Below are 26,076 nucleotides of genomic sequence, written 5' to 3'. Positions count from 1 at the left end.
CTCCTTTTGCCTTGACGTGGTCTAGGGGCTTTTTGCTTCTATGCTTGGCGCGCTCAGGGCCGTCTGCTCTCGCTAGAGGCTTTAGTTTTTGGTTTTAGTACTTGGTTTTAGTGCCTAGCTCTAGTACTTGGCTTTATTGGCGGGCACCTGTACCGCTATAGCGCGGTGCCTCAGGTGCAAACTCGGCCCCTGCTGCCCCTACCAAGATGCCTCGTTTACTCAACTCCATTAATACAGCTTGCCCCCCCGATGTGACATCTAGCTTTTTGACGCTCTCAGACATTAAATGATTTAAATTTTTTTGCTTATTGATTAGTTTGGAGAGTGTTTTCCTTTCATTTTTTATTAGCTCCTGTGTTTTGTGAAGCTCGCTAATTGTTTTTTTCATGAAGGCTCGAGTTTGTTTGTTCATTTCGGCCTTGGGGATGTCTGTTACATTCATGTCTGATATTTTTTTTAGCTGCTGTACGGATTCTTCGTTTATAGGAATCTGATTGTCAATATTGCCTGCAATCTTTCTAAGCCCTTTTGCTTTGTGGCTTGACTCAAAGGCAACTTTGGACAGGCTGCTTTGATATTCTCTTATCTCTTCTGTGATTTCCTCAATTTGTTTGTGAAGAACTTCTATTCGCTTATTCGATTTATTAATTAGTTTTTCGGTGACTGCAAGGTCTAGAGCGTTGTTTTCAATTTCTTTGCCTAGGCGTTTAGCTGAAACCCCTGTTGCTTTTCTGGTTTTTTCCATTGACTTCCTAATTATGATGTCGTGGTCTAGCTTGTCTCTTTGATTGATGAGCTTACGCCGTTCTTTGGCGCTTAGCGGCTTGGGGCCTCGCAGCTTTTTGTCTATTGCTTGTTTTTGTCGTCGGGCTTTTATGTAGTTGCTGTGGCTGATTGATGCTTCTTCTAATATAACTTGTTTCTTTAGTGTGGCGTCTTTGCGACTCAGGGTTGAAGCCTTGGCTGCTAGGGCATCACTTATTCCATTTTGTGATTCGATGGCTTTTTTGCTATCAGATTTCCGGGTTCGTCTTCGTTCGAGATAGTCTGAATACATCTCGTCAGGAGCTTCTGAATCTTTCCTATGTATAAGGTTGTCAATCTCGAATTGCTTTAATTTTCTGTTGTAGGAAGCTGGAACTTCTTTGCCTAGCTCTCGTTGAAGATCAACCGCTATCTCGGCCGTGGCTTCTAAGTCTTCCGCTTCTTGTATTAGTTTTTGAGATTTCTTTTTAATCAGCTCCGTGCCTTTTTCTAAAGCTTCTGACTTATTGGCTATGCCTTTTTTGGCTTCTTCCGAGGAGGCCTCCAAGTATTTTATATCTTTGCGTTTTGCTTTAACGCCTGCCCGTGCGTTGCTTACCGATTCAGATAAGGTTTTTAGCTTATTGAGCTCTTTTACTGCTTTAACGGCATCTACTACTGAGAAAGAGCCAAATACAGCCTCGATTAGAATAGCCATTTCGATATCTTGGGTTGAGCTAGGATCTTCAATCAATACCAGGGCTCCGAGAGCGCCGGATGAGCTTGCAATTAATTGCTTTCGTGTTTTGTTTTCCTTTACGACTTTGTTGTATTCAGTGATTTTTGAACCAATAGTGATAACAGAGCTGGCGATACCAAAAGATGCTGAGGCGAGTGCAGTGGGAGGAAAAAACGCCAGAGCTACACTTGCGACAGTGCAAAAGAAGCCTATGTGGTCACTTAATCCGGCTTTGGGTTTGGGGATTAGGTTATTGACGACAGCATCGATGAGGGTTGAGGGGGGAGCATGCTGATTAAAAGAACCGGCAACAAAACGCACCAAGGGGCCATAGCGGCTCCAGTCTGAGTGCTTGTGTAATTTTTTGATGTCATCGTTGAGCTCGGCGTGAGCCTCTGTCAGCGTTTTAGCTATGTGCTTTAAGTTATGCTCAAAAGAGTGGCGACGAAGTTTGGCTTCTTGAAATAAAAGCCCAACAAGTGCATGTACCTGATAGAAGTCCGTCATTAGACCTATTCCAGGTGTTTCAGACAGCAAATAGAACTTTGCTTGCTCAATACTTTTTAAGCCAAGGTGTTTGACAATAGCTTGAGAGGCTGGGTCATAGATACTGCTAAAGGGGCCATTAGCCCAGCTGCTGTAATGCCAGTCTAGTTTCGGGGTATTTGGATCAGATGGAGCTAGGGCCTCTTTTGTTTGTATGTCTTGCCACTTTTTTTTATCCCAGATAAATCCTTCGGCTAATTGTTTATCGGCAATATGTTTGTTTAAACCCTCAATGTCCAGTAAGGGGCCACCTTGGCGCAAACTTATATACATTGCCAAGTTCTGTGAAAATGCGGCCAGTTTATTGTCGTCTTTGAAGGCCTCTATGGAGTTGTAAATTGACTGCCTAGTATCGCCTCTAAGTTTCGAGGCCACTTTTAGGATGGTGAGGCTTTTATTGGCTACGAGATCTTGAAGGTAGTTCAGTAGCTGTTGAAATTCGGCTTGATACCAATACAGCAAGTATCCATATTGATAGGGTCTAAGGGACAGTTCTGAGCAGGCTTTATTGACTAAAGCGTAGTTGCTAGTCCCAAGCGTACTTAATAGCAGTTGATCGGCATTATTTTCGGTGAAAGGCATGAGGGTGTCAGTGGAGCCAATGGAGTCATAAAGACTACTTCGACTAGCCCGGGGATCGGCCCAGGCTTCCATAAAAGCGGTCGTCGACGTAGGCACATATCTTTCCGCCGGTTTATAGATGTGTCGGAGAGAGGAAAGTGCCTCCGTGATGGCTATTCTTGCCTTGTGCACTCTGCCCAAACGGGCAAGGCGCTCTTCCAGTGAATTGGCCACTAGCGACTCCCAGGCTAAGGATTGATATCTATTTCGTCAGAACCTTCAACCACTATATGTGAATCTATTTCAGGATCTTGTAGATCGCCTTGATCCAGTCGACGTTGATAACGCTGTGATTCACTTAAGTCTTGCTTTAATTCTTCAATGGTTTTCAGTAAATCGATTTGACGATGTGACGCTTTGTAAGGCTCTAAAGAGCTTGCATTGTCTACTACTCGCGATAGCACAACGTTGTTAGTGTCGAGCAAGACATTTCGAGTATTGGATTTTACAAAACTATGCATGAGGTAAATCTCAACGAGTTCAGCGAGATCGATTATTGAAAGGTCTGAGATGGCAATAACATTGTTTAAATCTATATGGCTTAATTCATCGTGATAGTTATTAAGTAGCTCTTCAATAACAGATTGAGTAAATATCTGCTCTGCATTGTTATAGCTTGTGACATATTGCTGGTATCTATAGCTGCTGAAGTCTGGGTCTTCAAGCCCAGCAGTGAGAATAGAGCTGCCACTTATAACAATGTCACTGGGTAAGTGTGCTGAGGGTTTCTTATCTTTTAGTAATAAGCCAGAGATGTTTTTGGCTTCCACTCTGCCGTCATCAGATAACACCACTGTTTCACTGTTTAAGTGATCAAGCGCTCCAGATGAAGACTTGGAATAAATTGAAAGCTTCAGTTTTTGTAAGTCATCCGTTGATTCAAGAACTCTAATTTTTATAGCGAGCTCTTGGGAGGGGAAAGCAAAGTTGGGTTTGATCAAAGCGATAAAATCAAAAGCGCCATTACTCTCAAAGTGAGTGATCTTTTGAGTGTAATTGGAGCGAAGCAAAGAGAGGGGGGCATCAATGTGTTTAATCGTATTTGATTCTTTTAAGTCAAATACTAAATAGTTTCCAGCTAAGCCTACAGGTCCTGCTGGATTAATCATATCAGTTAGGCTAACAAGGGGGGACTTGTCGTCAATAACAGGAACAAACATGTTTGGAGCGTTTCTATCGGATCTTCCGTAGCCATTACCAACTGGGTTGGTTTCAGTCCAGTTTTGCGGCACTAGGATATTGCGGTAACGCATCATTCTTAGGTCGCTCGCTTCAGCTGCCCATAGCGCCTTTGAATAATGCAAGGCATTTTCTGCCACGTGGGAAATGAGGCGTTGCAAACTTTGCTTATAGCTTTTATAAGCCTCGTGGCGTGTGTAAGCGTCGCTTTTATCGGATTGGTACTGCGCTAACACTGAGGATATGGTGTCAGGTGGTGTTCCCGCAGCCATGCTATAATTGGGCAGGTCCTTAGACGCTATCTTGTCCATGATTTCAGCTATACGGCTGTCGCGATACTCCATTTCACTTCTGGGTTCATCAGCTAAAAAGTAAGGCTGAGACAAAACCAGCTCTAGATCTTTTTTTAATGCCTCGTCAAATAAGGTATTGCGAATAACCGTTGCATTCTTTTCAAACCACTCATGGGATAGATCCAGTTCACTAATGACATGCTCTGCGACATAGGCAACTGTATTAACCTCTGCGAGATAGGTATAAATTTCATATTGCTTTTGCAGCTTGCTGTACACATAGGTAACCGCAGTTTCCTCGTTGTCATTTTGTATTTCTGAGGTGCGCTCAAATGTGTCTGTTGCCTCGCTTTCACTTTCAACAATGACTTTTGTTTCTGTACGAAGCTTGTCGGCGGCCTTTTGCATGGCTTCATTGGCATTGCTTTTGGTTGATCTCGATGACTCCGCTTGCTCACCACCTGCTGATGCTGACATGCCCGCGCTACCAAAACCAAAGGAGGACTCGGCAGATACTTCAACATTCCAGTTGGATGAGGAGGACGCTTCATCAACTATCTCGGAAGAGTCTCGGCTAGAGCTGACATTTTCCGATGTTTGCTCAACTGTTTTTTTACTTTCAAATGAGCGCTTCTTTTGAGATCTTCGGACCGACTTTATAGTCACTTTTTCTTTCTGTCCCGGTCCTAGCGGTATCGTTTTAATGATATCTCCGGTCTGAATTCCTTTGGGCAGCCAAACTTGGCGGTAGACAAGCTGTAAACCGAAGTTGACTGTGTGGGGCTCAAATGGGGTGAATTCTGCAGTGCCATAGGTCTGGGTTTTACTTAATTCAGTATTCCTATCTGTTTCTCTAGGAATGGTGGAAATCGCGCTCATAATGGCTTGATGCCAAAGGTTGTGATCTCCGCTTAATGTATTTATGACCGTGCTAGTTTCTGGTAATTCGGGTGGCCATTCGATGTCGTTAAAGGCCCGAGTGAGATTATTGCCGAACTCTATCGCCAGTTCGGTGACATAATCTGGCCGGCGCATGATTTCAACTTGCCTAAGGCTGGAAGCGACATAGCTCATGCAATATCGAATAAAGGCTCGGCGAAATAGCTTTTGAGCTAGTACGGTTGAATTATATAAAGCATCAAGCTCTCTATCCCACAACTCGGATGAGTAACCGCCGGATGCGTTGTAACCTGCGTCGCCTTCGCGCACTAAGCGTGTAACTGTGAATACTCGGGGTATTGAGGAAGACACAACCGTTGCAATAATTGCGCGGAAAACGTCTTCTTCGTCTCTAGAAATCGCCGCTCCGGCAGTTGTCCTTGTCAGTGGCTCGAGTGCAAAAAGATAATTAGTGAAATCATGGCTTGATGATTCCGTAATTCGGTTACTACCTTGTAGCGGGTCATCTCCAGCGGCAGTTACACCTTCAGTAAGGGTTTTGGCTACTTTATTGCTAAATTGAGCTAGGGTCTCATTCAGTAGTTGGCTCATCTTCCACTCCTTGCGATGATGGAACTGGATCGTAATTTCAATTGTGTTAATACCCGCTTCATTTGCACCGGTTTGGTGATGTTGGCGACTATTTCTACAGGCCAAGACTGGCTTGACTTAATTAGCTCCTTGATTTCTTCTTTGCTTTTAATATCTGCCGCATCGCCGTTTTTAGGGCCGTCGTGCCACTGGACTAGGTGGTCGGCATCAATGTTGAGTGCCAGTAAAGCGGTCCTGATCTGAGACATATATCTAAGCCCGACATCGTCGTTGTCTGGCCATAGAATTACCTGTCGGCTTTCTAGCTTTGACAGCACCTCTTTCACAGGTAGAGTCCCAGCATCGATAGTGCCAACTGCATTTATGTCTAGGTCTCTTAAATGTTTGGCTGCTCTATAGCCTTCACACAAGATAATGGGCTTTTCCCTGCTCTCTTTTAGGGCGTCTTCGATGAAAAACAAGTGCATCGTTGATCTGTCGACATCGTCTAAGTTCTTAACCCTTCCTTTTTCATCTTGTACGTAAAACTCTTTGCGTTTGTTTTGCGTTGACCAAGTACGTGACACTGTGAGTGATTCATCTGATGTGGTTTTTACTGTGACCTTAAAGCTGTAGTCTTGCTTTTTTTCAACCGCATTTTGTCTGTCCCACCAGCTAAGGTGCTCAATATCCCCAAATGAAATCATACGCATGGGGGGGGATATTTTTGTTACAGGCGTCGATAGCCCCTCAAAATCTAGGCGTATTCGGTTTTCTTTGGAGCTTGATAACCTCTGAATCTCTGGGGCGCTGACTTTGTTTTCCGTATTATGAAGAGTGTCTTTTAATATGGATTCAAAGTTGACCAGGTTGCTTAGCTTGGCGCTTAACAACTCATTATTCATTGTTGCCAAGTTGATGCCTGCAAAAACGGGCTTTGCTTTTTGACTTTTACTACTGGGTTTTGACTTTGTAAGCGTCTTCTTGATTGTTTTGTTGCTGCTAGATTTTTTGGTCTTTGGTTTAGCTTTACTGCTAGGTTTCAGCATGGTTTACATCCTCGTAATCTGAGCAAATACGCATCCGTTTCTAGAATAAAATCAATTCAAGGGGGTTTACATAAACGCATCCATGCAAATATGTAAGGGCTAAAGAGAGCCTTGATTTTGTATTTCTAGTGACATGAGGGTGTGATGCCATTGCGGCAAGGTCAAGCCACTAATGACAATCATTATGCATGGTGTAACTTAACTATGTCGATACGCTTAAGATAAATAATCTACATCTTTAAGGTTTTTCTTAGAGTTTTTTTGCTGTCGTGAAAATCATTGTTTTGGAGTGGTTACAGAAATAAAACTGTTCAGTTGTGAGCGCTTGCACATACCAGTGAGCGCGCTTTAAATATGATTAAATGTTTTTCTTGATTTTAATTTCTAGGGCGTTTTATAAACCATAGATTACAAGTGGTTTTTCTTATTCGCTTATTGAGGGCGAGGTGTATTTTATATGCATAAGCTAAACCCTCTAGTCTTGTCGCTTAATCTTCCAGTGAGGTGCTAATGTTTATCAGATTGTCTAGTCCACCTTCCTCGGTCAGCTCTTGATGTCAGTAAAACGTATCACACGACACGCCCATTACTTTGCAGGCTTTCGATACATTGCCTGGCTCCTGAACTCAAATTGAGCAAGCCGGCTTTGTGTTTGATGTGGGGTTGTTAGTATGGATCATGAAAGTTACCTAGGGAGTGGATTTAAAGATTTGACACCTTTATCAAAACGGGTAACTCTCTTCTTTTCAACCTGAAGTGTCAGATCTAGTCGGAACTAGTGTAATTAATCTTTTTATAACTAATTTTATTCAGATACCACATTTGCTCACCTTCTGGAGTTAGTACTTTTATTTCATCATCAATAACTTTCCCTATTAGCGCTTTAGCCATCGGGGAGTCGAGGCTGATATAACCTTGACTTGGGTCGAGTTCATCGGCGCCAACAATTCTGTAAATAGCGGTTTCTTCTGCATCATTTTCAAGTTCAACCCAAGCCCCAAAGAATACTTTGCCTTCTTGTTTGGGCGAGTATTCCACGACAGTGAGATTTTCAATACGCTTACTTAAATAGCGCACTCGGCTGTCTATTTCCCTGAGGCGTTTTTTTCCATAAACGTAATCCCCATTTTCTGATCGGTCGCCATTCAGAGCCGCTTGGTGAACGGTTTCGGTTACTACTGGGCGTTCAACCTTCCAAAGCTGCTGCACTTCTGCACGCAGGGCCTCCATGCCTTCGGGGGTTATATAGGGTGAGCTTGGTTTTCTTGGTGCTCTCCATCTACCCATGTTGTGAGCCTGTTTTGTCCGCCTCACTGTAGAGGTTGTCTATTTCTACAGGCCCTGATTCAACTTTTTCGCTCAATTTAAATACCTGCTGATAAAAATATAATTCGGCTTCAAGCATGTGCTCAATGGTTGAGGTTTGCCTAAAACCGTGTCCTTCACCGGCATATTCTATATGGGCAACGGGCAAGCCTTTACCTCTAACAGATTGAGCCATGGCTTGTGCTTGGTTGGGTGGCACAACTTTGTCGTCTAGCCCCTGAAATAAAAGCAGGGGGCAGTTAAATTGTTCAATGTTGTGGATGGGGCTTAGTGCTTGGTAGCGATCTTTGCCCTCTGGGTAGGGGGCGACTAGGTGATCGAGGTAGTGTTGTTCAAACTTATGCGTGTCTGTTGCAAGGCTTTCAAGATCTCCTATGCCGTAAAGGCTGACTCCTGCTTTAAAGACATCGCTAAAACATAGGCTTGCTAATACGGTATAGCCACCTGCGCTACTGCCTTTAATGATAACTTGCTCTTTATTGGCCAGACCCTGCTCGCACAGAGATTGGCAGACCTTGACCATGTCTTCGATGTCATAACGGCCCCAGTTTTGATAAAGGCTCTGTCTGAATGCTCGCCCGAATCCGGTACTGCCGCGATAGTTAACATCGACTACGGCAAAACCTCGGTTGGTCCAGTATTGGATTTTATAGTTTAAGCTGCTATCGCTCTGACCTGTAGGGCCGCCGTGGCACAGGGCGATTAAAGGGGGCGCCCCTTCGCCGATATAGGATCGATTATTTGGAGCATAATAAAAAGCATGACACTGTTGCTCATCCAAACCAAAGCGCATGACTTGAGCTTGACTGAGGTCTTCAGTGTCGCTCCTCTGGTCGTTTTTGATACCATGCTTAGTTGTCTTTAGCTCTTCTAAATCGACGCTGCATATATAAGGTGCTTGGGTTTGAGAGCCTTTAATAAAAGTGACCTGCTTTGAGTGGACAGGGCTTAGATCGTTAATACTGGAGCATGCAGAGCCAACCGTTTTTAGTTCTTTTGTATTGCAGTTGTAGTGAGCAAGTTGCCAAAGACCTTCTTGGTTGTAGGCAAAAACCAGTTCGCTTGGGTTAATAATGGCTAAGTGTTGCATGCCAAGCACCCAAAGTGGCGTAGCGCACTCAGCATCCATTTTGCAGAGATGGATGGCTTGTTCAGGGCGATCAAGCTGGGAGCCTTCAAGCTTCCATATATTCCACCAGTTACTTAAATCGCTGATAAAAAACAAACTGTCGTCACTGGCCCAGCATGGCTGCACGATACTGGCTTCGACATAAGCTTGGCCTTTGGCTGCTGCGCCATAGCAGCTGATGCGTTCAAGATGACTGGCGGACTTAATGTTTGCGATGTGCAGGCTGGTTGCATCCCAAGGCATATTAGGGTGCATCCAGCTTATCCAGCACAGTTTGTCTTCAGTGCTATTTATGCGAGGATAAGCATAGAAGTCGGCGCCTTGTTCAATAATCGTTAATTGCCCCTCAAGACTTATTGAAACAATAAGGTTATCGACCTGGGGTTCTTGGTGCTGTTCTGCTACGGCAAAAATACACTTGTGTTTGGCGCTATAGCTGATATCGGCAAAACGAAAGCTGTTATGCTTATAAATAAGTTCAACCTTTTGAGGCTGGTCTAGATGAAAAGAATAGAGGCCTTGATCGTCTGCATTAATAAAGAAAGCACGTTTACAGCTATGGGGGCTAAAACAAATACTTAAGCCTCCATACTCATGTACTTTTGAGCGAACACTGTAGGGGGCGGGCAGAATATTCTCGAAGTCCTGCTTTTGGCCACGCATAATACCCATGCGCCCACCTTCATTAGCTAGGCTTTGCAGCCAATAAACATCATCGTGAATAAGCATAGGTGACGCAAGGCGAGGTGAGGATTCAGCTACTTTATTTGCTGGGATATTTGAAGGCCATGTTCCCCATGCTTTTAATTGCTTTGGCTTGCTCAAGCTTGTCTCCCGTTGTTTATTAAGCGAATATCGCTCTGTTTGCCTAGTTTGTATTTTATACTTTTTAAATTGATCGATTGCGCTGTATTGTTGTATCGATTGTTCTATAAGTCCAGTTAGCCTATTTATAGGGGCTGTCTAGCTTTGTTCTGTGATTTTAACTTTATGATTTTAAAATACGCGCATTATGCAATTTGAAGCTCATATCTTACAAAAACTTCGGGCCTGTGTGAGTAGTGGTCAACGTATTTGGCTTGCTTTGAGTGGCGGTTTAGATTCGAGTGTCTTGTTAAGCTATATGGCTGAGAGTGAATTTCATCCGCATATTTCGGCTGTTTATATCAATCATGGTTTATCCGAGCATGCATTTCGCTGGCAAGAGCATTGTGAGAAATGTTGTGAGGCTTTGGCTGTGCCTTTTGTTGCTCACTCCGTGGTTTTAAATAAAAAAAAGGGCGGCATCGAAGCTGCTGCCAGACAGGCGCGTTACGCCGTATTTGAATCTGTGCTGAATAATGGCGATGTATTATTAACGGCCCATCATCAGGATGATCAGGTAGAAACTGTTTTACAGCGCTTTATCAGAGGAGCAGGCCTGCGAGGTTTAGCGGCTATGCCCGAGCAAAGGAAATTGGGGCGCGGACTGCTCATTAGACCCTTACTTCATTGTCGTCGTGCAGAGTTAGAAACTTGGGCAAAGCAACGTGCCATTATTTGGGTTGATGACGAAAGCAATGATTCCTTGCGCTTTGATAGGAATTACTTGCGACACCAGGTTAGTCCTTTGCTAAATAAGCGTTGGCCTCAAGCGAGTAGAAACATTGCTAAAACAGCTGCTAACCTTCGCGCTGATTTATCACTGTTACAAGCTTATTTTGATGAAGACCTAGCACGATGTGACTTGCGTAAAGAGCGCTTAGGGCAAAGTATAGCGCTGTCTGAATTTAATTCTTTTAATGAGCATCGTCAGCAGGCCTTAATTCGACATTGGCTGGCTGAGCAGGGCTGCTCGCCTGAAACCCAAGCGCTAATGCAGCTGGCTAATGTTATTGGCGCTAATGAGTCGGCTAACCCTGTATTGCGTTTAGGCTCGTTTGAGTTACGTCGCTTTTCTCAGCGCTTATATTGTGTACCAGTGTTACCGCTTGTGGACTCAGGCCGCGTTTATTCCTGGGATGGGGTTAGCCCCCTTAATTTGAGTGATGGCTTTTGTTTGTATGCATGTGTACAAGAGCCAATGGAGCTTAAGGTTTCGTTTCGGCAGTCCGGGGAGCGCTGCCAACCAGTTGGGCGCCAGCACTCTCAGACATTAAAAAAGCTCTTACAAGAATATAAGTTGGAGCCGTGGTTGAGAGATCGAGTGCCACTTATTTCAAATAAGCAGGGCCTTGTGGCTGTTGCAGATGTGTTTATGTGTGAGCATCCGTGCGGGTCTACAGCCCAGTCTTTTACTTGGTCCTATATTCTGTCAACCTAGTGGCCCTGTGTTTTCATTTTCCCCAGTTAGCTTCTTCCTACTTAAGCGTTGTTTATGATTGAAAAACAAATGAGGCGGCATGCGTCTACGATTCGTTTTGTCTGTTTGTTCTATGTGTTTGTTATAGCTTGTGCTTTTCTTTGGCTTGAAGATAAGAGGCGGGCTTATGACTATCAAGCGCCGTGTTCAATCCTAGGAGAACTGCCGATATTGGTGAAACCCGATTTCAGCTCTATTGTTAGTTCGGTTGAGCGCAAGCAAGCGTTTTTTGCTTACTTTGAGCTGTTGGTAGATTATGAAAACGATCAGATCTCTCAACAGCGATACCACTTAAAGCAGTTAACAGAGTGGGCTAAAGTCGGTATAACACCGCCCGTACAGTGTATGCAGCTTTTGGCAGACTTGCGTGAGCGCTACCGTATTGCTGATGAGGCTAGCCCAGAGCAGGCACTGACAGAGTTGCTGCTGCGTGTGGATGAGGTACCTGCTGCGTTGGCGATGGTGCAAGCTGCTATTGAAAGTGGTTGGGGGCAGTCAAGGTTTGCTCAGCAAGCGAATAATTTTTTTGGCCAGTGGTGCTTTAAGGCAGGTTGTGGTCTTGTGCCCTTACAGCGAGAGGAGGGGCGGTATCACGAAGTGGCTGTTTTTACCTCTCCACGGCAAAGCCTGCGTGCTTATATGTTGAACTTAAATAGCTTTAGTGCCTACAGTGAGTTTCGCTTGTTGAGGGCTAAACTGCGTCAAAATAATGAGCCGCTCAAAGCGCTATCTTTAAGCACCGCTTTATCAAAATACAGTGAGCGCGGACAAGACTACATAGAACAGGTTCAGGCTATGATTCGGGCTAATGGTCTTGAGTAAGTAGTTAAAACACTTTTCTTCAAGCAAGCTATAATTGAGCTCGGCGGCGCTTTCTGGTAGTCTGGCGCCCCGTCCTGAGGGGAGCGCGGCAAGTCTTAATGCCTGTTGATCCTCGGCCAACACAGTAGGCATTTTTTGCCTAGAACCTCCAGAATACTCGTTTATTCAGCCTTGCTGAGTAGACCATTGTCATTAGGGCCTTACATGACTCGATTTATCTTTGTTACCGGCGGAGTAGTTTCGTCGTTAGGAAAAGGTATTGCATCGGCTTCTCTTGCAGCCGTACTCGAAGCTCGGGGACAAAAAGTCACCATTTTAAAGCTTGACCCATATATCAACGTCGACCCGGGCACCATGAGCCCTTTTCAGCACGGTGAGGTCTTTGTAACAGAAGATGGTGCTGAAACAGATCTCGACTTAGGGCATTACGAGCGTTTTATTCGCAGCAAGATGACCCGTCTAAACAACTTTACGACTGGCCGTATTTACGAAACTGTATTGAAAAAAGAGCGTCGTGGCGACTATCTTGGTGGAACCGTACAAGTTATTCCGCATATCACTGATGAAATTAAACGCCGTGTACTTGCCGGCGGTGATGGTTACGATGTTGCTTTAGTTGAAATCGGCGGCACCGTTGGTGATATCGAAAGTCAGCCCTTTCTTGAAGCGGTTCGACAGCTGAAGGTAGAGCTTGGCAGTGAGCGTGCGGCGCTTATGCACCTGACACTGGTTCCTTATATTGCTACTGCTGGCGAAACTAAAACCAAGCCTACTCAGCACAGTGTTAAAGAGCTGCGTTCAATCGGTATTCAGCCTGATATTTTACTGTGTCGTTCTGAGAAAGTCGTTGATGAAGACTCCCGCCGTAAAATTGCACTATTTACCAATGTAGAAGAGCGAGCGGTTGTTCCTCTACCTGATGCGGATTCGATCTACAGCATTCCTGCTTTATTGCAGAGCTATAAACTTGATCAGATCATTTTAGATAAATTCCGCGTTGATGCCCCTGAAGCCGATTTGGTTGAGTGGGAGCGGGTTCTTGAAAACGAACGCAATAGTGATGGCGAAGTCACTATTGCGATGGTTGGCAAGTATATGGAGCTTCTTGATGCCTATAAGTCTTTGAATGAGGCTTTAAAACACGCAGGCTTACATACTCGCACTAAGGTTAATATTCGCTACATCAATGCTGAAGACATTGAACAAGAGAACGGCTTGGATTTGTTAAAAGATGTTGATGGCATCTTGGTTCCAGGTGGTTTTGGTGAGCGAGGCTTAGAGGGTAAGTTACAGACGGTACGTTATGCCCGTGAAAACAAAGTGCCTTATTTAGGCATTTGTTTAGGCATGCAAAGTGTTGTCATTGAGTTTGCTCGAAATGTACTGGGTTTGGATGATGCAAACAGTACCGAGTTTGCACCGAAGTCTTCTGCCCCTGTTGTTGGTTTGATTACAGAGTGGACCAATAAAGAAGGTAACCTTGAACAGCGAGATGAAGCCGCGGATCTTGGCGGTACGATGCGCTTGGGCGCTCAACTCGCTCATTTAGAGCCCGGCTCAAAGGTCGCAGAGATTTACGGTAAAACGGAAGTATTTGAACGTCACCGTCATCGTTATGAAGTTAATAACAACTATCTTGAGCAATTACGCAAAGGTGGTTTGACGATTAGCGGATGGTCTGCAGATCAGAGTTTGGTTGAAGTGGTTGAGATTGAAGACCACCCTTGGTTTGTTGCTTGTCAATTCCACCCTGAATTTACATCAACCCCTCGCGATGGCCACCCGTTGTTTACAAGCTATATCGCGGCGGTAAAAAGTAACAAATAGGGGCTAGATCAAGGCCTCACTTGCTTTAGGTACTACAATGCAAAACAAAATTATTGATGTTGGCGGTCTTAACGTCGCTAACGATAAAGCATTCACCTTATTTGGTGGTATGAATGTGCTCGAGAGTAAAGATCTTGCTCTTACCATTTGTGAGCACTACGTGAAGGTGACCGAAAAACTAGGCATTCCTTACGTATTTAAGGCGTCTTTTGATAAGGCAAACCGCTCTTCCGTACACAGCTATCGCGGCCCAGGTATGGAAGAGGGATTAAAGATATTCGAAGCGCTTAAGCAAGAATTTAACGTGCCCATCATTACCGATGTGCATGAAGTGCATCAGTGTCAGCCTGTGGCTGATGTTGTTGATATCATTCAGTTGCCCGCGTTTTTAGCGCGTCAAACTGACTTGGTTGAGGCTATGGCAAAAACCAATGCGGTGATTAATGTTAAAAAGCCGCAGTTTTTAAGCCCAGGCCAAATGAAAAACATCGTTGAGAAATTTGCTGAATGTGGCAATGAGAGTTTGATTCTCTGTGAGCGTGGAGCTTGTATGGGCTACGACAATTTGGTTGTCGATATGCTCGGTTTCCGTACGATGAAAGAATGCAGTGGCGGGTTGCCTGTGATTTTTGATGTAACCCACGCTTTGCAGTGTCGTGATCCTCTCGGTGCTGCTTCTGGTGGCCGACGCCACCAAACTGCAGAATTAGCTCGAGCGGGTATCGCTGTGGGCATTGCTGGATTATTTTTAGAAGCGCACCCTGAGCCAGATATGGCTAAATGCGACGGACCAAGTGCCTTACCTCTCGAAAAATTGGAAGGCTTCTTAACATCCATTAAAGCTTTGGACGACTTAATCAAAAGTCAGCCAGACTTGGATATTCAATAATTGCTTATATAGAAGAAGGTATAGAGAGTAGACCTATGACTACAATTGCAGACGTAATCGGTTTTGAAGTGATGGATTCACGAGGCAACCCGACTGTTATGGCGGAAGTTGTTTTGGAATCAGGCGTTGTTGGTTCAGCTTGTGCTCCATCTGGTGCTTCAACTGGTTCGCGCGAAGCCTTAGAACTGCGTGACGGCGATAAAGCTCGTTACCTTGGTAAGGGCGTATTGAAGGCCGTTGCTAACGTAAACGATTCAATTAAGCCTCTATTAGTTGGCCAGAATGCTGCTGAGCAGTATGCAATCGATAAAATCATGATCGATGCTGATGGCACTGAAAACAAAGCCAACTTTGGCGCTAACGCTATTTTGGCGGTATCTCTTGCTGCTGCTAAAGCAGTTGCGGCTGAGAAAAACATTCCTTTGTACCAGCACATTGCTGACGTTAATGGCACACCTGGTCGTTACAGTATGCCTGTGCCTATGATGAACATTGTTAACGGTGGTGAGCACGCTGATAACAACGTTGATATTCAAGAGTTCATGGTTCAGCCTGTAAGTGCTCCTAACTTTGCTGAAGCGCTACGTATGGGTGCTGAAGTATTCCACGCACTTAAGAAAGTATTAAGTGGCCGTGGCTTGAACACCGCTGTAGGTGATGAAGGTGGTTTTGCTCCAAACTTGGAGTCAAATGAAGATGCACTTAAAGCGATTGCTGAAGCGGTTGCTAATGCTGGTTACGAGCTTGGCAAAGACATCACTCTAGCGCTTGATTGTGCCGCTTCTGAATTCTACAAAGAAGGTGTTTACGATCTAAGTGGCGAAGGCAAGAAATTCACTCCTTCAGAGTTCACTGACTACCTTGCGGACCTAGTTGCTAAGTACCCAATTCTTTCTGTAGAAGACGGTATGGACGAAAGTGATTGGGAAGGTTGGGCTGAGTTGACTCAGAAGGTTGGCGACAAGACTCAATTGGTTGGTGATGATTTATTCGTAACCAACACCAAGATCTTGAAGCGTGGTATCGACGAAAAAATCGGTAACTCTATCTTGATCAAGTTCAACCAGATTGGTTCACTTTCTGAGACGCTTGATGCCATCAAGATGGCTCAAGAAGCAGGTTTCACTGCGGTTATCTCTCACCGTTCAGGCGAAACTGAAGACACTACCATTGCTGATCTAGCTGTAGCGACTGCTGCTGGTCAAATCAAAACAGGTTCTTTGTCTCGCTCTGACCGTGTTGCTAAGTACAACCGTTTACTTCGCATCGAAGCTGAGCTTGGTGATAAAGTTGAATACCGTGGTCGTGCGGAATTCAAAAACTAAGTTAAGTCTTAGTTTAAAAGCCTTAAAAGGTCGGCCTTGTGCCGGCCTTTTTTCTGTTTAGGGCTTTTGTTTTCTCAATTAAAGCTTTAGCCTTTCGCTGATGAAAAAGCTGTTTGTGGTTCTATCTATTTTATTGCTGATGAGTCAGTACCGTCTCTGGGTTGGAGAGGGCAGTTTTGCGCATATTGCTGAGCTTAAACGCAATATAACGAAGCAGACGGCAGAAAATCAACGTTTACGGGCTCAAAATCAGCGCTTAGCTCTAGAAGTTGAAGGTTTACGCAATGGTTATGATTCTGTAGAAGAAAAGGCGCGTGAAGAATTAGGTCTGATTAAACCCGGCGAGACCTTTTATTTGTTTATTGAGCCGGAATCTAAGTAGTTAATATATGAGCAGTTATTCTCTTGATTTCCCTTTTGCTTGGGGTGGCCCTAAGCAAACGGCTGGTTTTCGCTTCGACGCTGAAGATTTTATTGTCGATGAACTGATGCTACAGCCTTTAAGTGGTGAAGGCGAGCACCTTTGGCTGCATATACAAAAGCGAGGTGAGAATACCGAGTGGGTGGCCAAAAAGCTTGCTGAGTTCTTTTCGGTTAAGAAAATGGATGTAGGTTATGGTGGAAAAAAAGACCGTCATGCTGTTACGTCGCAGTGGTTTAGTATCTATATGCCAGGAAAATCTCACGATTTTGATTGGAATGAATTTATCAAGGTAAGTGCTCTTGACGCTAAATTGCTCGCTTGTAGTTCACATAATAAAAAGCTACGAATGGGAGAGCACGATGCCAATAAATTTGTTATTCGGCTGCGTAAGCTTGAGTTGAACCATGGGCTTGAGCAGCAGTTACAAGCGATCGCTCAGCACGGTGTGCCCAATTATTTCGGTGAGCAGCGCTTTGGGCGAGGTGGTGCTAATTTAGAGCGTGTTGAGGAGTGGGTGAAAGACCCTAGAGCCCTTCGCAACCGGAATACCCGTAGTATTTTAATGTCCTCAGCACGATCCTACCTTTTTAACAAAGTCTTAGGCGATAGGGTGCTGTCAGGTGATTGGCAAAGCATGTTAAATGGTGATCCTGAAGAGCTTGCCAGCGGCCCTCTATGGGGGCGTGGTCGCAGTTTAGCTGCGGATGAATGCCTAGCTCAAGAGGTATCAGCACTAGAAGAATTTGAACTATGGCGCTTGGCGTTAGAGAATGTCGGCCTGAATCAGCAGCGTCGTGACTTAGTGCTGCAGCCAAGCAACTTTAAGTGGCAGGTTGATGGTGCCGACTTGATACTGACTTTGGCTTTAAGGCCGGGCCAGTTTGCAACGGCAGTATTAAGAGAGCTTGCTATTTTAGAGCAACCAGAGCGTGGACAAGGCTAAACAGTGGAAAATTTAGTAACACAAGGCGTTGGTATGACGTCCAAGCGAACACGAGATCGACTTGTTTCACGATTGCAAGAGCAGGGTGTAACGGATCAAGCTGTGCTGGATGTTGTGTCAAATACCCCTCGTCATCTTTTTATTGACGAAGCGCTGTCACACCGAGCTTACGAAGATACTGCTTTACCGATAGGCTTTGGACAAACCATTAGTCAGCCTTATATTGTGGCCCGTATGACAGAGCTCGTTCTTGCCGCAGCAGGGAAATTAGATTCGGTGTTAGAAATTGGTACAGGCTGTGGTTATCAGACTTCGGTTTTGGCTCAACTGGTGCCTAAGGTATACAGCGTTGAGCGTATCAAGCCTTTGCAAGATAAAGCTAAGCAGCGCTTAAAGGGCTTGGGTATTAAAAACGTCGAGTTTCGCTACGCCGATGGCGGTTTTGGTTGGCCTGGGGAGGCAAAGCAGTTTGATGCTATCTTGTCAGCGGCCGCTCCACGCTCTCTGCCACAAAGCCTTTGCGATCAACTTGCTCCGGGAGGCGTACTGGTTATCCCTGTTGGTGGTGATACACAAGAGTTGACAGTTGTTGTTCGTGATGCTGAAACAGACAAATATCATAAGCAAGTTTACGAAGCGGTAAAATTTGTGCCGCTACTATCGGGTTTAGCTTAAATTTCACCTCTTTATAAAGGAAAGAACATGGGTATGCGTTCGCTCAAGGATTACTTGCGCATTGCTGTTAAAGGCATGGCTATGGGGGCTGCAGATATCGTTCCGGGTGTTTCGGGGGGGACGATTGCCCTGATTACAGGGATTTATGAGGAACTGTTAAGCAGCCTTAAAGGCTTAACACCTGCAAAGTTGCTTGTTCTCTTCAAAGAGGGGCCCGCTGCTTTTTGGCAAAGTATCAACGGTAACTTTTTACTGGCCCTATTTGTGGGTATTTTAATCAGTATTAAAACCTTTGCATCAGTCGTATCGTGGTGTTTGGAGCATCAGCCTCTTTTGGTATGGGGTGGGTTTTCAGGCTTGATTGTAGCTTCGCTCTATACGCTTTTTAGGCAGCAAGCTCGTTGGGCATGGATGCAATGGCTGCTGTTCTCTCTTGGTGCGGCCATGGTTGTCGCTTTGGCGTTAGTTAAATCTACGGAACTGCCTGGTCATTGGTGGATCTTATTTTTTGGTGGTTTTATTGCCATTAGTGCAATGATTCTACCAGGGGTTTCAGGTAGCTTTATATTGTTATTACTGGGTCTTTACCCCGTCGCACTAGAAGCTGTAGAAAACCTACAGTGGCTGTCTTTGTTTTCTTTTGCCGGGGGCTGCATAGCGGGTTTACTTATTTTTTCACGCTTTTTAAGCTGGCTTTTACTGCGCTGGTATCAGAATACCTTGGCTGTGATGTTAGGCTTTTTGTTGGGGTCACTGTATGTGACTTGGCCATGGAAGCAGGTCTTGGAGTCCATCATAGATCGTCACGGTGAGCCAAGGGCTATAAGCTTGGCAAATGTTAGCCCGTATGAGTATACAGCTCTTACCGGAGAGCCTAATCAATGGCCTTTGGTCGCCTTAGCTTTTGCTTTAGGCTTTGTTCTTGTTGTCGCAATTGAGCGCCTATCATTGGTGCGGAAATAGAATTGCCAGTGCCCTGTTTTTGACGTTGTCTCGGAAAAGCGCACATTTTTCATAAAAAATGTGCGCTTTTTTGTAATAAATGTAGATAAATTAGCAATGACTTTTGGGATGAATATTCCATGTAGTTCTAAGGTTCATAGATGTTGGCGATAATAAATGCTCGCATTAGGTAGAGAAATTCTAAGGCCGTTGTATGAAAAAGATATGGCTGTTTAATATATTGATCGCTTCCTGCGTATTTATGGGCTGTAGTTCAAAGCCTGTAATGGCGCCAGTTGTAGATAGGTCACAACCTCCTAGCTCTAAGATTAAACATCATGTTGTAGCGCAAGGTGACACTCTTTACTCGATTGCTTGGCGCTATGGTTTGGATTACCACGCTCTTGCCAAAGCCAATAATATAGGGGCCTCGTACACGATTTACCCGGGTCAACGCCTTAGCCTAAGTGGGGCCAAAAGTGTCGTTACGAAAAGCAATGCAACTAAAAGTAAAGTGGGTGTTAATAGTTCAAAAAGTAATACTAAAGTGCCACCTAAGAGCACTTCGACTCGTTTAAAAAATAAAGCGACGGGGAGTAAAAAACACACAGAATCTAAGGTTTATTCAAAACCTAGTTCTTGGCAGTGGCCGGCTCAAGGGCGAGTGGTCACTCGCTTTAACGCAAAAAGTGGCCTCAAAAAAGGTATTGATATCGCTTCGAATTTGAGAGAGCCTGTTCGTGCGGCTTCTTCGGGGACGGTTGTATATTCTGGGGAGGGGCTGCGAGGCTACGGCAAATTACTCATCATAAAACACAGTGATAAGTACTTAAGTGCTTATGCTCATAATCACCGATTATTGGTGAAAGAGGGGCAAGCTGTGAAGAAGGGGGAGAAAATAGCCGAAATGGGATCGACGGGTACAGATACAGTAAAGCTGCATTTTGAGATTCGTTATGACGGGAAACCTGTTGACCCCATTGCCTACTTGCCGCCGAGATAAGTACAGGAAGTGCTAAAGATCTGCTGGCGCTGCCGAAAAGCCTTATAAGGGGTGACCGGAAGCAAAGGTTTAACTCGGTGGGGGAAGAGATAGGAAGTGCAATCTCTTGGTTCACAACTAATAGCGGCCTAGAAGGGTACGCAATAAAACCAAACAAGAGGTACGGATCATGGCAGTTCAAGAGCTTGATACAGTATTTACCGACAATGCCAAAGCAGTAATTTCCTCCAAAACTCAAGCTAGTGTGGGGATGGATAAAACCCCACCAGCTAATGAAGCGCCAAAACGAAAGCGGACGCAGCGCGCTAATGTTATCGAAAGTGATATTGAAGATACAAATGAGCGCAGCTTAGATGCGACCCAACTCTACTTAAATGAAATTGGTTACTCACCATTATTAAGCGCTGAAGAAGAAGTTTATTTTGCGCGTAAGGCTCTTAAGGGCTGTGAAGCATCGCGTAAGCGAATGATTGAAAGTAATTTACGTCTGGTTGTAAAAATTTCACGTCGTTATATCAATCGAGGCTTGGCCTTATTAGATCTAATTGAAGAGGGTAACTTAGGCCTTATCCGTGCTGTAGAAAAGTTTGATCCGGAGCGTGGTTTTCGTTTTTCTACCTATGCAACATGGTGGATACGTCAGACCATCGAGCGTGGCATCATGAATCAAACGCGAACTATTCGCTTGCCTATTCATGTTGTAAAAGAATTAAATGTTTATTTACGTGCTTCACGTGAATTGAGTCAAAAGCTAGATCATGAACCAACCGCCGAAGAAATAGCTAACTTACTCGAACGCCCAGTGGCGGATGTTGAAAAAATGCTTGCCTTAAACGAGCGTGTTTCATCAATGGATTCTCCAATAGGGCCTTCTTCCGATAAGACTTTAGTTGATACGGTTCCTGATCAGCATGTAACAAACCCCTCGTCCATTTTGCAAGATAAGGACTTAACCGCAAGCTTAGATAAATGGTTGGATGATCTTAGTGAAAAACAACGTGAAGTGATTGCCCGTCGCTTTGGCCTTCGTGGCTATGAAACCAGTACTCTAGAAGAGGTTGGGCGAGAGATAGGTCTTACTCGTGAGCGTGTTCGCCAAATTCAAGTTGAAGCTTTACGTCGTATGAGAGATTTACTTGAAGCTCAAGGGCTAGATGCTACTGCATTATTTGGTATTGAATAAATGTGAGTGATCTAGTAGGTGTAAAAAAAGCCGCTAATGCGGCTTTTTTCGTTATATGGCAAAGCCTATTTTTCGAGGTACTGAAGCTTGCCTTCGACACCATCCCACTCCGCGTGGTCTTCTGGTGCGTCTTTTTTCTCTGTAATATTAGGCCAAACCTCAGCCAGCTCGGCATTCAACTCTAAGAAAGCTTCTTGATCTTCAGGTAGTTCATCTTCTGAGAAAATGGCGTCTACTGGGCACTCTGGCTCGCACAGTGCGCAATCAATACACTCGTCTGGGTGAATGACGAGGAAGTTTGGGCCTTCATAGAAACAGTCAACAGGGCAAACTTCAACACAGTCTGTGTGCTTACACTTGATACAGTTGTCACCGACTACAAAAGTCATTTTTCTACCTCTCGATCAATTTGAGGCGCGCATTTTATAGGATAAGGCGCGCTTTGTAACTAGGGCTCTAGGAATAAGCGTCATCGACAAGACTGATATAGTAAAAATTACTACCAGTCGCCAGTTACTAGGCGCTTTAAACGGTATAGCTCATCGAGAGCTGCACGAGGGCTCAAGCTATCTGGGTCTAATGTTTTTAATGCCTGCTCGGCAGGGCTGGGTTCTGGGCTAGCAAAGAGGTCAGCCTGCAAGGTTTGCGTGTTTGTTGAACTACTAACGGAAGGGCTGGCGGTTTGTGGCTGCGTATTCTCAGATGGTTGTGTTTCTAAGATACGTAGCTGTTGCTGTGCTGCACTTAAAATGGAACTTGGGATGCCTGCAAGCTTGGCAACTTGTAAGCCAAAACTTTTGCTAGCAGGCCCGCTTTTTATATTGTGAAGAAAAACAATATCATCACCGTGCTCGGTGGCATCTAGGTGAACATTGGCAACACCTTGAAGCTCGGTTGCCAAAGCGGTTAGTTCAAAATAGTGGGTGGCAAAAAGGGTGTAGGCTTTAATGCTATGGGCTAAGTGCTCGACGCAGGCCCAGGCTAGAGAAAGGCCGTCATAGGTACTTGTGCCTCGGCCAATTTCATCCATTAAAACCAAGCTTTGTTCGGTGGCATTATTAAGAATGTTGGCTGTTTCGGTCATCTCAACCATAAAGGTGGAGCGTCCGCCAGCTAGGTCATCAGAAGAGCCAATGCGAGTGAAGATTCTATCTACTAGTGGTATTGTCGCTGTGCTTGCAGGCACGCAGGCCCCTATTTGCGCAAGCAGTACAATCACCGCTGCTTGACGCATATAGGTCGATTTACCACCCATGTTGGGACCGGTAATGATGAGCATTTTTTGTGAATCATTGAGCTCAAGGTCATTTGGAACAAATGGCGCGTCTAAGACCTTTTCAACCACAGGGTGGCGACCTTCTTGAATATTTAGATCCCCCTCTTCAATGAGGTCGGGTCTGCAGTGGTTTAACGTTGCGGCGCGCTCTCCGAGACAGCAGAGTACATCGAGGTTGGCGACTGCGTCTGCACTGGTTTGCAAGGGCAGTAATTCACAGGCAAGCTTGTTAATAAGTTCTTCGTAGAGGGCTTTTTCTCGACTTAGCGCACGACTTTTAGCTGATAAGGCTTTATCTTCAAATACTTTTAATTCAGGAGTGATAAATCGCTCTGCGTTTTTGAGCGTTTGCCGGCGAATGTACTCTGTTGGCGCGTCAGCGGCTTGAGATTTGCTAATCTCGATAAAATAACCGTGCACACGGTTATAACCCACTTTGAGTGTGCTCAAGCCTGTGCGGGCTTTTTCCTCTTCTTCAAGTTTAACGAGGTAGTCCCCAGCGTTGGTGCTAATCGCTCTGAGTTCATCAAGCTCTTCATCGTAACCCTCAGCAATCACACCGCCGTCCCGAATTACAACGGGTGGGTTCTCAATAAGGGCACTCTCTAATAATGTTTGTAGTTTGGGGAATTCAGAAATACTTACAGCAAGATTTTTTAATAGCGGTGCTTGGTTTTGTGCAAGTAGCTGTTGCAGTTGAGGATAACTGCTGATGGAGCTGCACAGGCGGCTTAAGTCTCGGGGACGGGCAGAGCGCAGAGCAACGCGTCCAAGAATGCGTTCAAGGTCACCGATTAGCTTTAACTCATCACGTAGCTCGTCGGTATTAAGGGCTGACTTTAACTCATTGACGGCGTCTAAGCGTAAATTAAGTTCATCTAAGTTACGTAAGGGGCTGTTTAACCAGCGTCTTAAGGTTCTAGCGCCCATTGCTGTGTTACAGCTGTTCATGACATCAAAGAGGCTGTTTTCTTCAGTTCCTTGAGTGTTTTGATCAATCTCTAAGTTCTTACGGGTTGCGGCATCAAGTTGTACGTTGTGCTCAGGGTGGCTACGTTTGAGCGTGTTGACGTGGCTTAGCTCGGTGCGTTGAGTTTCATGGGCATAACTTAGTAGGCAACCTGCAGCAGATATTGCGCTTTGAAGTTGCTCACAACCGAAGCCTGCTAAGTCTTTTGTGCCAAAGTGACGGCAAAGTTCTCGTTCAGCAGTTTCAAAGTCGAAGTCCCAAGGGGGGCGAGCACGCATACCCGGTCGCTCTTGAAGTAGCGCTTTTTCATTGAGGTCTTCAGGTAGTAATAGTTCAGCAGGATTTAAGCGCGCTATTTGATCAAGCAACTGCTCTGAGCTTTCAACTTCAAAAACACTGAACTTCCCACTGCTCATATCCAAGCTTGCTAGGCCGTAGTGCTCACTGGTACGACAGGCTGCAACTAACAGGTTATCTCGCCTAGCATCGAGTAGAGCCTCATCACTAACGGTACCGGGTGTGACGATGCGCATTACTTTGCGTTCAACAGGCCCTTTGCTTGTTGCCGGATCGCCAACCTGCTCACAGATTGCAACTGACAAACCATATTTAACCAGTTTGGCTAAATAGCCCTCTGCAGCATGATGTGGCACACCACACATAGGAATTGGTTCACCACCGCTTTTTCCTCTTGCGGTTAAGGTGACATCTAATAGCTGAGCCGCGCGCTTTGCATCCTCGTAAAACAGCTCATAAAAATCCCCCATACGATAGAATACGATTTCATTCGGGTGTTCGGCTTTGATGCGGAAGTATTGTTGCATCATCGGTGTGTGTTGCTTCAAGGATGACCCGTCTAAGTCACTGTTTTTGCTCTTCTTATTTGTTAAATTGCTCATAAAATCAATAGTTTAGCTTTCTCTATGCTCTCGTTAGAGCTGTCTCAGGGCGTCTCAGCGAGTCTCAGGGGGTGTCACTGAATCTCACACTCTGGTATAGCTTCTGGTATAGCTTGAGCGTAAGAAGGTGGACAAATACCAGTCAAAATAACGTTGAATACTGGCCGATATATGAGCACTCGCAAGCAAATAGAAGTGATTCTTATTTCTATTTGCTGTCTAATTTTGAGGGCATTATATCAATGAAAACGATGAAGACAGCTTTAAACTCATCAATTGTCAAGAAACATAAAATTGGCGTACTTTCAGACAAATCACCACATGTTGGCTTGCGTCTCGTAGCAAACAAAAATGGCACAAAATCGTGGTTGTACAGATACCGTACACCTCACCCAGAAAATCGCCTTAAGCAGATGAAGCTCGGAGACTACCCGGCAATGAGTCTCGCAGAAGCAAGAGCAGAGCACGCGAAGCAGCGAGCAATAAGAAATAAAGAAGGAGATCCTGTAAAGCTCGCTCAAGAAGCCGAACGACAAGCGCAGGAGGCCAAGTTAAAAGAGAGTATGGCCAGCTACAAAGTAAGCCACCTGATACAGCATTATTTGGATGAACATATTGCCTCGCACAGACGGGAAAAAGGGCGCTTAGAATGTGCGCGCATGCTGAATGCGGATGTAGTTGATCATATTGGCGAGATGAAGGTGATGGAAGTGAAACGCCGCCATGTCCATGAGCTAGTGCAAAGGGTCGCAGCACGCGCCCCCAGAATCGCTACGATGGTAAAGGTTGAGCTAAATGGAGCCTTTGAGCTAGCTATATCAGCAGGCCGTGTAAGCGAGGACTTTGTAAATCCTACCTTCGGCGTTAAAACCCCCAAACATAAAGCGCGTACCCGCGTATTCTCGGATAAAGAAATCACTCGTTTTCTGAACTGGCTACCAGATTCAAAATTCACCCCCACCTGCAAGAATGTGTTGATGATCATGCTTTTGAGTGGGTGTCGTGGGGGTGAAGTCGTGTCGATGCGTTGGAAGGATGTGGATCTTAAACAAAGGGAATGGTACTTGCCCAAGACCAAGAACGGCTTATCTCATCGCGTTTATCTCTCGAAGCAACTAGTGGCACTCATCGAAGCGATACCCTCCAATGATACTGAATACCTGTTTCCGTCCCCTTTGCCCAAAAAGCACATACGCCAGCACGCCATTGTATGGCAGCTATCGAACCATCGCGATGGCTGTGGGCTAGACCACTGGACCAGTCATGACTTACGTCGAACAATGGGAACGGGTATTGCTCGTTTGGGTTGCTCCCGTGTCGTGCAAGACCGCATTTTGAACCACGTAGATGGCAGTGTTTCAGGTATCTACGACCGTTATTCATACGATCAGGAGGCCTCAGAATGGTGGCAGAAGTGGGCCGATCATTTAGATAGCTTGCAGTAACTAACGGCTCGTGAGG

19 protein-coding genes and 1 pseudogene are annotated in these 26,076 nt (G+C 45.1%); 12 read left to right on the top strand and 8 right to left on the bottom strand.

Annotated features, from left to right (window positions below; genetic code table 11):
- Window positions 1-133: 133 nt before the first annotated feature.
- The 6 genes and pseudogenes from AB1S55_RS15250 to AB1S55_RS15225 all read right to left on the bottom strand — a co-directional run bounded on the left by AB1S55_RS15250 (window position 134) and on the right by AB1S55_RS15225 (window position 9,921).
- Complete coding sequence (locus tag AB1S55_RS15250) at window positions 134-2,611, bottom strand: hypothetical protein (protein ID WP_370979040.1); 2,478 nt, start codon at window positions 2,609-2,611, stop codon at window positions 134-136.
- Window positions 2,612-2,838: 227 nt separating this feature from the next.
- Complete coding sequence (locus AB1S55_RS15245) at window positions 2,839-5,613, bottom strand: hypothetical protein (protein ID WP_370979039.1); 2,775 nt, start codon at window positions 5,611-5,613, stop codon at window positions 2,839-2,841.
- A complete protein-coding gene (locus tag AB1S55_RS15240; RefSeq protein ID WP_370979038.1) occupies window positions 5,610-6,641 on the bottom strand; it encodes a hypothetical protein in 1,032 nt (343 codons plus the stop codon). The genes AB1S55_RS15245 and AB1S55_RS15240 overlap by 4 nt, the downstream gene beginning before the upstream one ends.
- 560 nt (window positions 6,642-7,201) lie before the next feature.
- Window positions 7,202-7,321, bottom strand: a pseudogene (locus AB1S55_RS15235) (helix-turn-helix domain-containing protein); the annotation flags it as partial.
- Between the two features lie 85 nt (window positions 7,322-7,406).
- A complete protein-coding gene (greB, locus tag AB1S55_RS15230) occupies window positions 7,407-7,928 on the bottom strand; it encodes a transcription elongation factor GreB (RefSeq protein WP_370979037.1) in 522 nt (173 codons plus the stop codon).
- Complete coding sequence (locus AB1S55_RS15225) at window positions 7,921-9,921, bottom strand: alpha/beta hydrolase family protein (protein WP_370979036.1); 2,001 nt, start codon at window positions 9,919-9,921, stop codon at window positions 7,921-7,923. Before AB1S55_RS15225 ends, greB begins: the two co-directional genes overlap by 8 nt.
- A gap of 187 nt (window positions 9,922-10,108) precedes the next feature.
- Here AB1S55_RS15225 and tilS point away from each other — a divergent pair, with 187 nt between their 5' ends.
- From tilS to rpoS, 11 genes are all read left to right on the top strand, one after another.
- The gene (tilS, locus tag AB1S55_RS15220; RefSeq protein ID WP_370979035.1) at window positions 10,109-11,398 is read left to right on the top strand and encodes a tRNA lysidine(34) synthetase TilS; all 1,290 of its coding nucleotides are present in this window, start codon (window positions 10,109-10,111) and stop codon (window positions 11,396-11,398) included.
- Between the two features lie 54 nt (window positions 11,399-11,452).
- A complete protein-coding gene (locus tag AB1S55_RS15215; protein WP_370979034.1) occupies window positions 11,453-12,259 on the top strand; it encodes a glucosaminidase domain-containing protein in 807 nt (268 codons plus the stop codon).
- Window positions 12,260-12,463: 204 nt separating this feature from the next.
- On the top strand, window positions 12,464-14,086 hold the full coding sequence (locus tag AB1S55_RS15210) for a CTP synthase (protein ID WP_370979033.1): 1,623 nt from the start codon (window positions 12,464-12,466) through the stop codon (window positions 14,084-14,086).
- Window positions 14,087-14,123: 37 nt separating this feature from the next.
- Window positions 14,124-14,975: a 3-deoxy-8-phosphooctulonate synthase gene (gene kdsA, locus AB1S55_RS15205; protein WP_370979032.1), complete on the top strand. Its 852-nt coding sequence runs from the start codon at window positions 14,124-14,126 to the stop codon at window positions 14,973-14,975.
- A gap of 35 nt (window positions 14,976-15,010) precedes the next feature.
- A complete protein-coding gene (gene eno, locus AB1S55_RS15200) occupies window positions 15,011-16,300 on the top strand; it encodes a phosphopyruvate hydratase (RefSeq protein WP_370979031.1) in 1,290 nt (429 codons plus the stop codon).
- A 100-nt stretch (window positions 16,301-16,400) separates the two neighbouring features.
- Window positions 16,401-16,682 (top strand): cell division protein FtsB, encoded by a 282-nt coding sequence (gene ftsB / locus AB1S55_RS15195; RefSeq protein ID WP_370979030.1) that lies wholly within the window; start codon window positions 16,401-16,403, stop codon window positions 16,680-16,682.
- 7 nt (window positions 16,683-16,689) lie between these two features.
- On the top strand, window positions 16,690-17,667 hold the full coding sequence (gene truD / locus AB1S55_RS15190; RefSeq protein ID WP_370979029.1) for a tRNA pseudouridine(13) synthase TruD: 978 nt from the start codon (window positions 16,690-16,692) through the stop codon (window positions 17,665-17,667).
- Window positions 17,668-17,700: 33 nt separating this feature from the next.
- Window positions 17,701-18,342: a protein-L-isoaspartate(D-aspartate) O-methyltransferase gene (locus tag AB1S55_RS15185; RefSeq protein WP_370979028.1), complete on the top strand. Its 642-nt coding sequence runs from the start codon at window positions 17,701-17,703 to the stop codon at window positions 18,340-18,342.
- A 27-nt stretch (window positions 18,343-18,369) separates the two neighbouring features.
- Complete coding sequence (locus AB1S55_RS15180) at window positions 18,370-19,305, top strand: DUF368 domain-containing protein (protein ID WP_370979027.1); 936 nt, start codon at window positions 18,370-18,372, stop codon at window positions 19,303-19,305.
- A gap of 193 nt (window positions 19,306-19,498) precedes the next feature.
- Window positions 19,499-20,287, top strand: coding sequence for a peptidoglycan DD-metalloendopeptidase family protein (locus tag AB1S55_RS15175; RefSeq protein WP_370979026.1), 789 nt, complete (start codon window positions 19,499-19,501; stop codon window positions 20,285-20,287).
- A gap of 169 nt (window positions 20,288-20,456) precedes the next feature.
- Window positions 20,457-21,470 (top strand): RNA polymerase sigma factor RpoS, encoded by a 1,014-nt coding sequence (rpoS, locus tag AB1S55_RS15170; protein ID WP_370979025.1) that lies wholly within the window; start codon window positions 20,457-20,459, stop codon window positions 21,468-21,470.
- Between the two features lie 65 nt (window positions 21,471-21,535).
- Here rpoS and fdxA read toward each other — a convergent pair whose 3' ends face one another.
- A complete protein-coding gene (gene fdxA / locus AB1S55_RS15165) occupies window positions 21,536-21,859 on the bottom strand; it encodes a ferredoxin FdxA (RefSeq protein ID WP_370979024.1) in 324 nt (107 codons plus the stop codon).
- Between the two features lie 110 nt (window positions 21,860-21,969).
- On the bottom strand, window positions 21,970-24,615 hold the full coding sequence (gene mutS, locus AB1S55_RS15160; protein WP_370979023.1) for a DNA mismatch repair protein MutS: 2,646 nt from the start codon (window positions 24,613-24,615) through the stop codon (window positions 21,970-21,972).
- Window positions 24,616-24,857: 242 nt separating this feature from the next.
- On the opposite strand from mutS, the gene AB1S55_RS15155 reads away from it, so the two are divergent.
- Complete coding sequence (locus AB1S55_RS15155; RefSeq protein WP_370979022.1) at window positions 24,858-26,060, top strand: tyrosine-type recombinase/integrase; 1,203 nt, start codon at window positions 24,858-24,860, stop codon at window positions 26,058-26,060.
- The last annotated feature ends 16 nt before the right edge of the window (window positions 26,061-26,076 follow it).

It is taken from the genome of Agaribacterium sp. ZY112 (assembly GCF_041346925.1).
GTDB lineage: Bacteria > Pseudomonadota > Gammaproteobacteria > Pseudomonadales > Cellvibrionaceae > Agaribacterium.
This window is presented reverse-complemented; position numbering and strand designations above follow the sequence as displayed.

Bases quoted from the DNA above. Each gene is read 5' to 3' on its own strand.
- AB1S55_RS15250 (WP_370979040.1), bottom strand. From the start codon at position 2,611: ATGCCTTTCACCGAAAATAATGCCGATCAACTGCTATTAAGTACGCTT.
- AB1S55_RS15245 (WP_370979039.1), bottom strand. From the start codon at position 5,613: ATGAGCCAACTACTGAATGAGACCCTAGCTCAATTTAGCAATAAAGTA.
- AB1S55_RS15240 (WP_370979038.1), bottom strand. From the start codon at position 6,641: ATGCTGAAACCTAGCAGTAAAGCTAAACCAAAGACCAAAAAATCTAGC.
- greB (WP_370979037.1), bottom strand. From the start codon at position 7,928: ATGGGTAGATGGAGAGCACCAAGAAAACCAAGCTCACCCTATATAACC.
- tilS (WP_370979035.1), top strand. From the start codon at position 10,109: ATGCAATTTGAAGCTCATATCTTACAAAAACTTCGGGCCTGTGTGAGT.
- AB1S55_RS15215 (WP_370979034.1), top strand. From the start codon at position 11,453: ATGATTGAAAAACAAATGAGGCGGCATGCGTCTACGATTCGTTTTGTC.
- AB1S55_RS15210 (WP_370979033.1), top strand. From the start codon at position 12,464: ATGACTCGATTTATCTTTGTTACCGGCGGAGTAGTTTCGTCGTTAGGA.
- kdsA (WP_370979032.1), top strand. From the start codon at position 14,124: ATGCAAAACAAAATTATTGATGTTGGCGGTCTTAACGTCGCTAACGAT.
- eno (WP_370979031.1), top strand. From the start codon at position 15,011: ATGACTACAATTGCAGACGTAATCGGTTTTGAAGTGATGGATTCACGA.
- ftsB (WP_370979030.1), top strand. From the start codon at position 16,401: ATGAAAAAGCTGTTTGTGGTTCTATCTATTTTATTGCTGATGAGTCAG.
- truD (WP_370979029.1), top strand. From the start codon at position 16,690: ATGAGCAGTTATTCTCTTGATTTCCCTTTTGCTTGGGGTGGCCCTAAG.
- AB1S55_RS15185 (WP_370979028.1), top strand. From the start codon at position 17,701: ATGACGTCCAAGCGAACACGAGATCGACTTGTTTCACGATTGCAAGAG.
- AB1S55_RS15180 (WP_370979027.1), top strand. From the start codon at position 18,370: ATGGGTATGCGTTCGCTCAAGGATTACTTGCGCATTGCTGTTAAAGGC.
- AB1S55_RS15175 (WP_370979026.1), top strand. From the start codon at position 19,499: ATGAAAAAGATATGGCTGTTTAATATATTGATCGCTTCCTGCGTATTT.
- rpoS (WP_370979025.1), top strand. From the start codon at position 20,457: ATGGCAGTTCAAGAGCTTGATACAGTATTTACCGACAATGCCAAAGCA.
- fdxA (WP_370979024.1), bottom strand. From the start codon at position 21,859: ATGACTTTTGTAGTCGGTGACAACTGTATCAAGTGTAAGCACACAGAC.
- mutS (WP_370979023.1), bottom strand. From the start codon at position 24,615: ATGAGCAATTTAACAAATAAGAAGAGCAAAAACAGTGACTTAGACGGG.
- AB1S55_RS15155 (WP_370979022.1), top strand. From the start codon at position 24,858: ATGAAAACGATGAAGACAGCTTTAAACTCATCAATTGTCAAGAAACAT.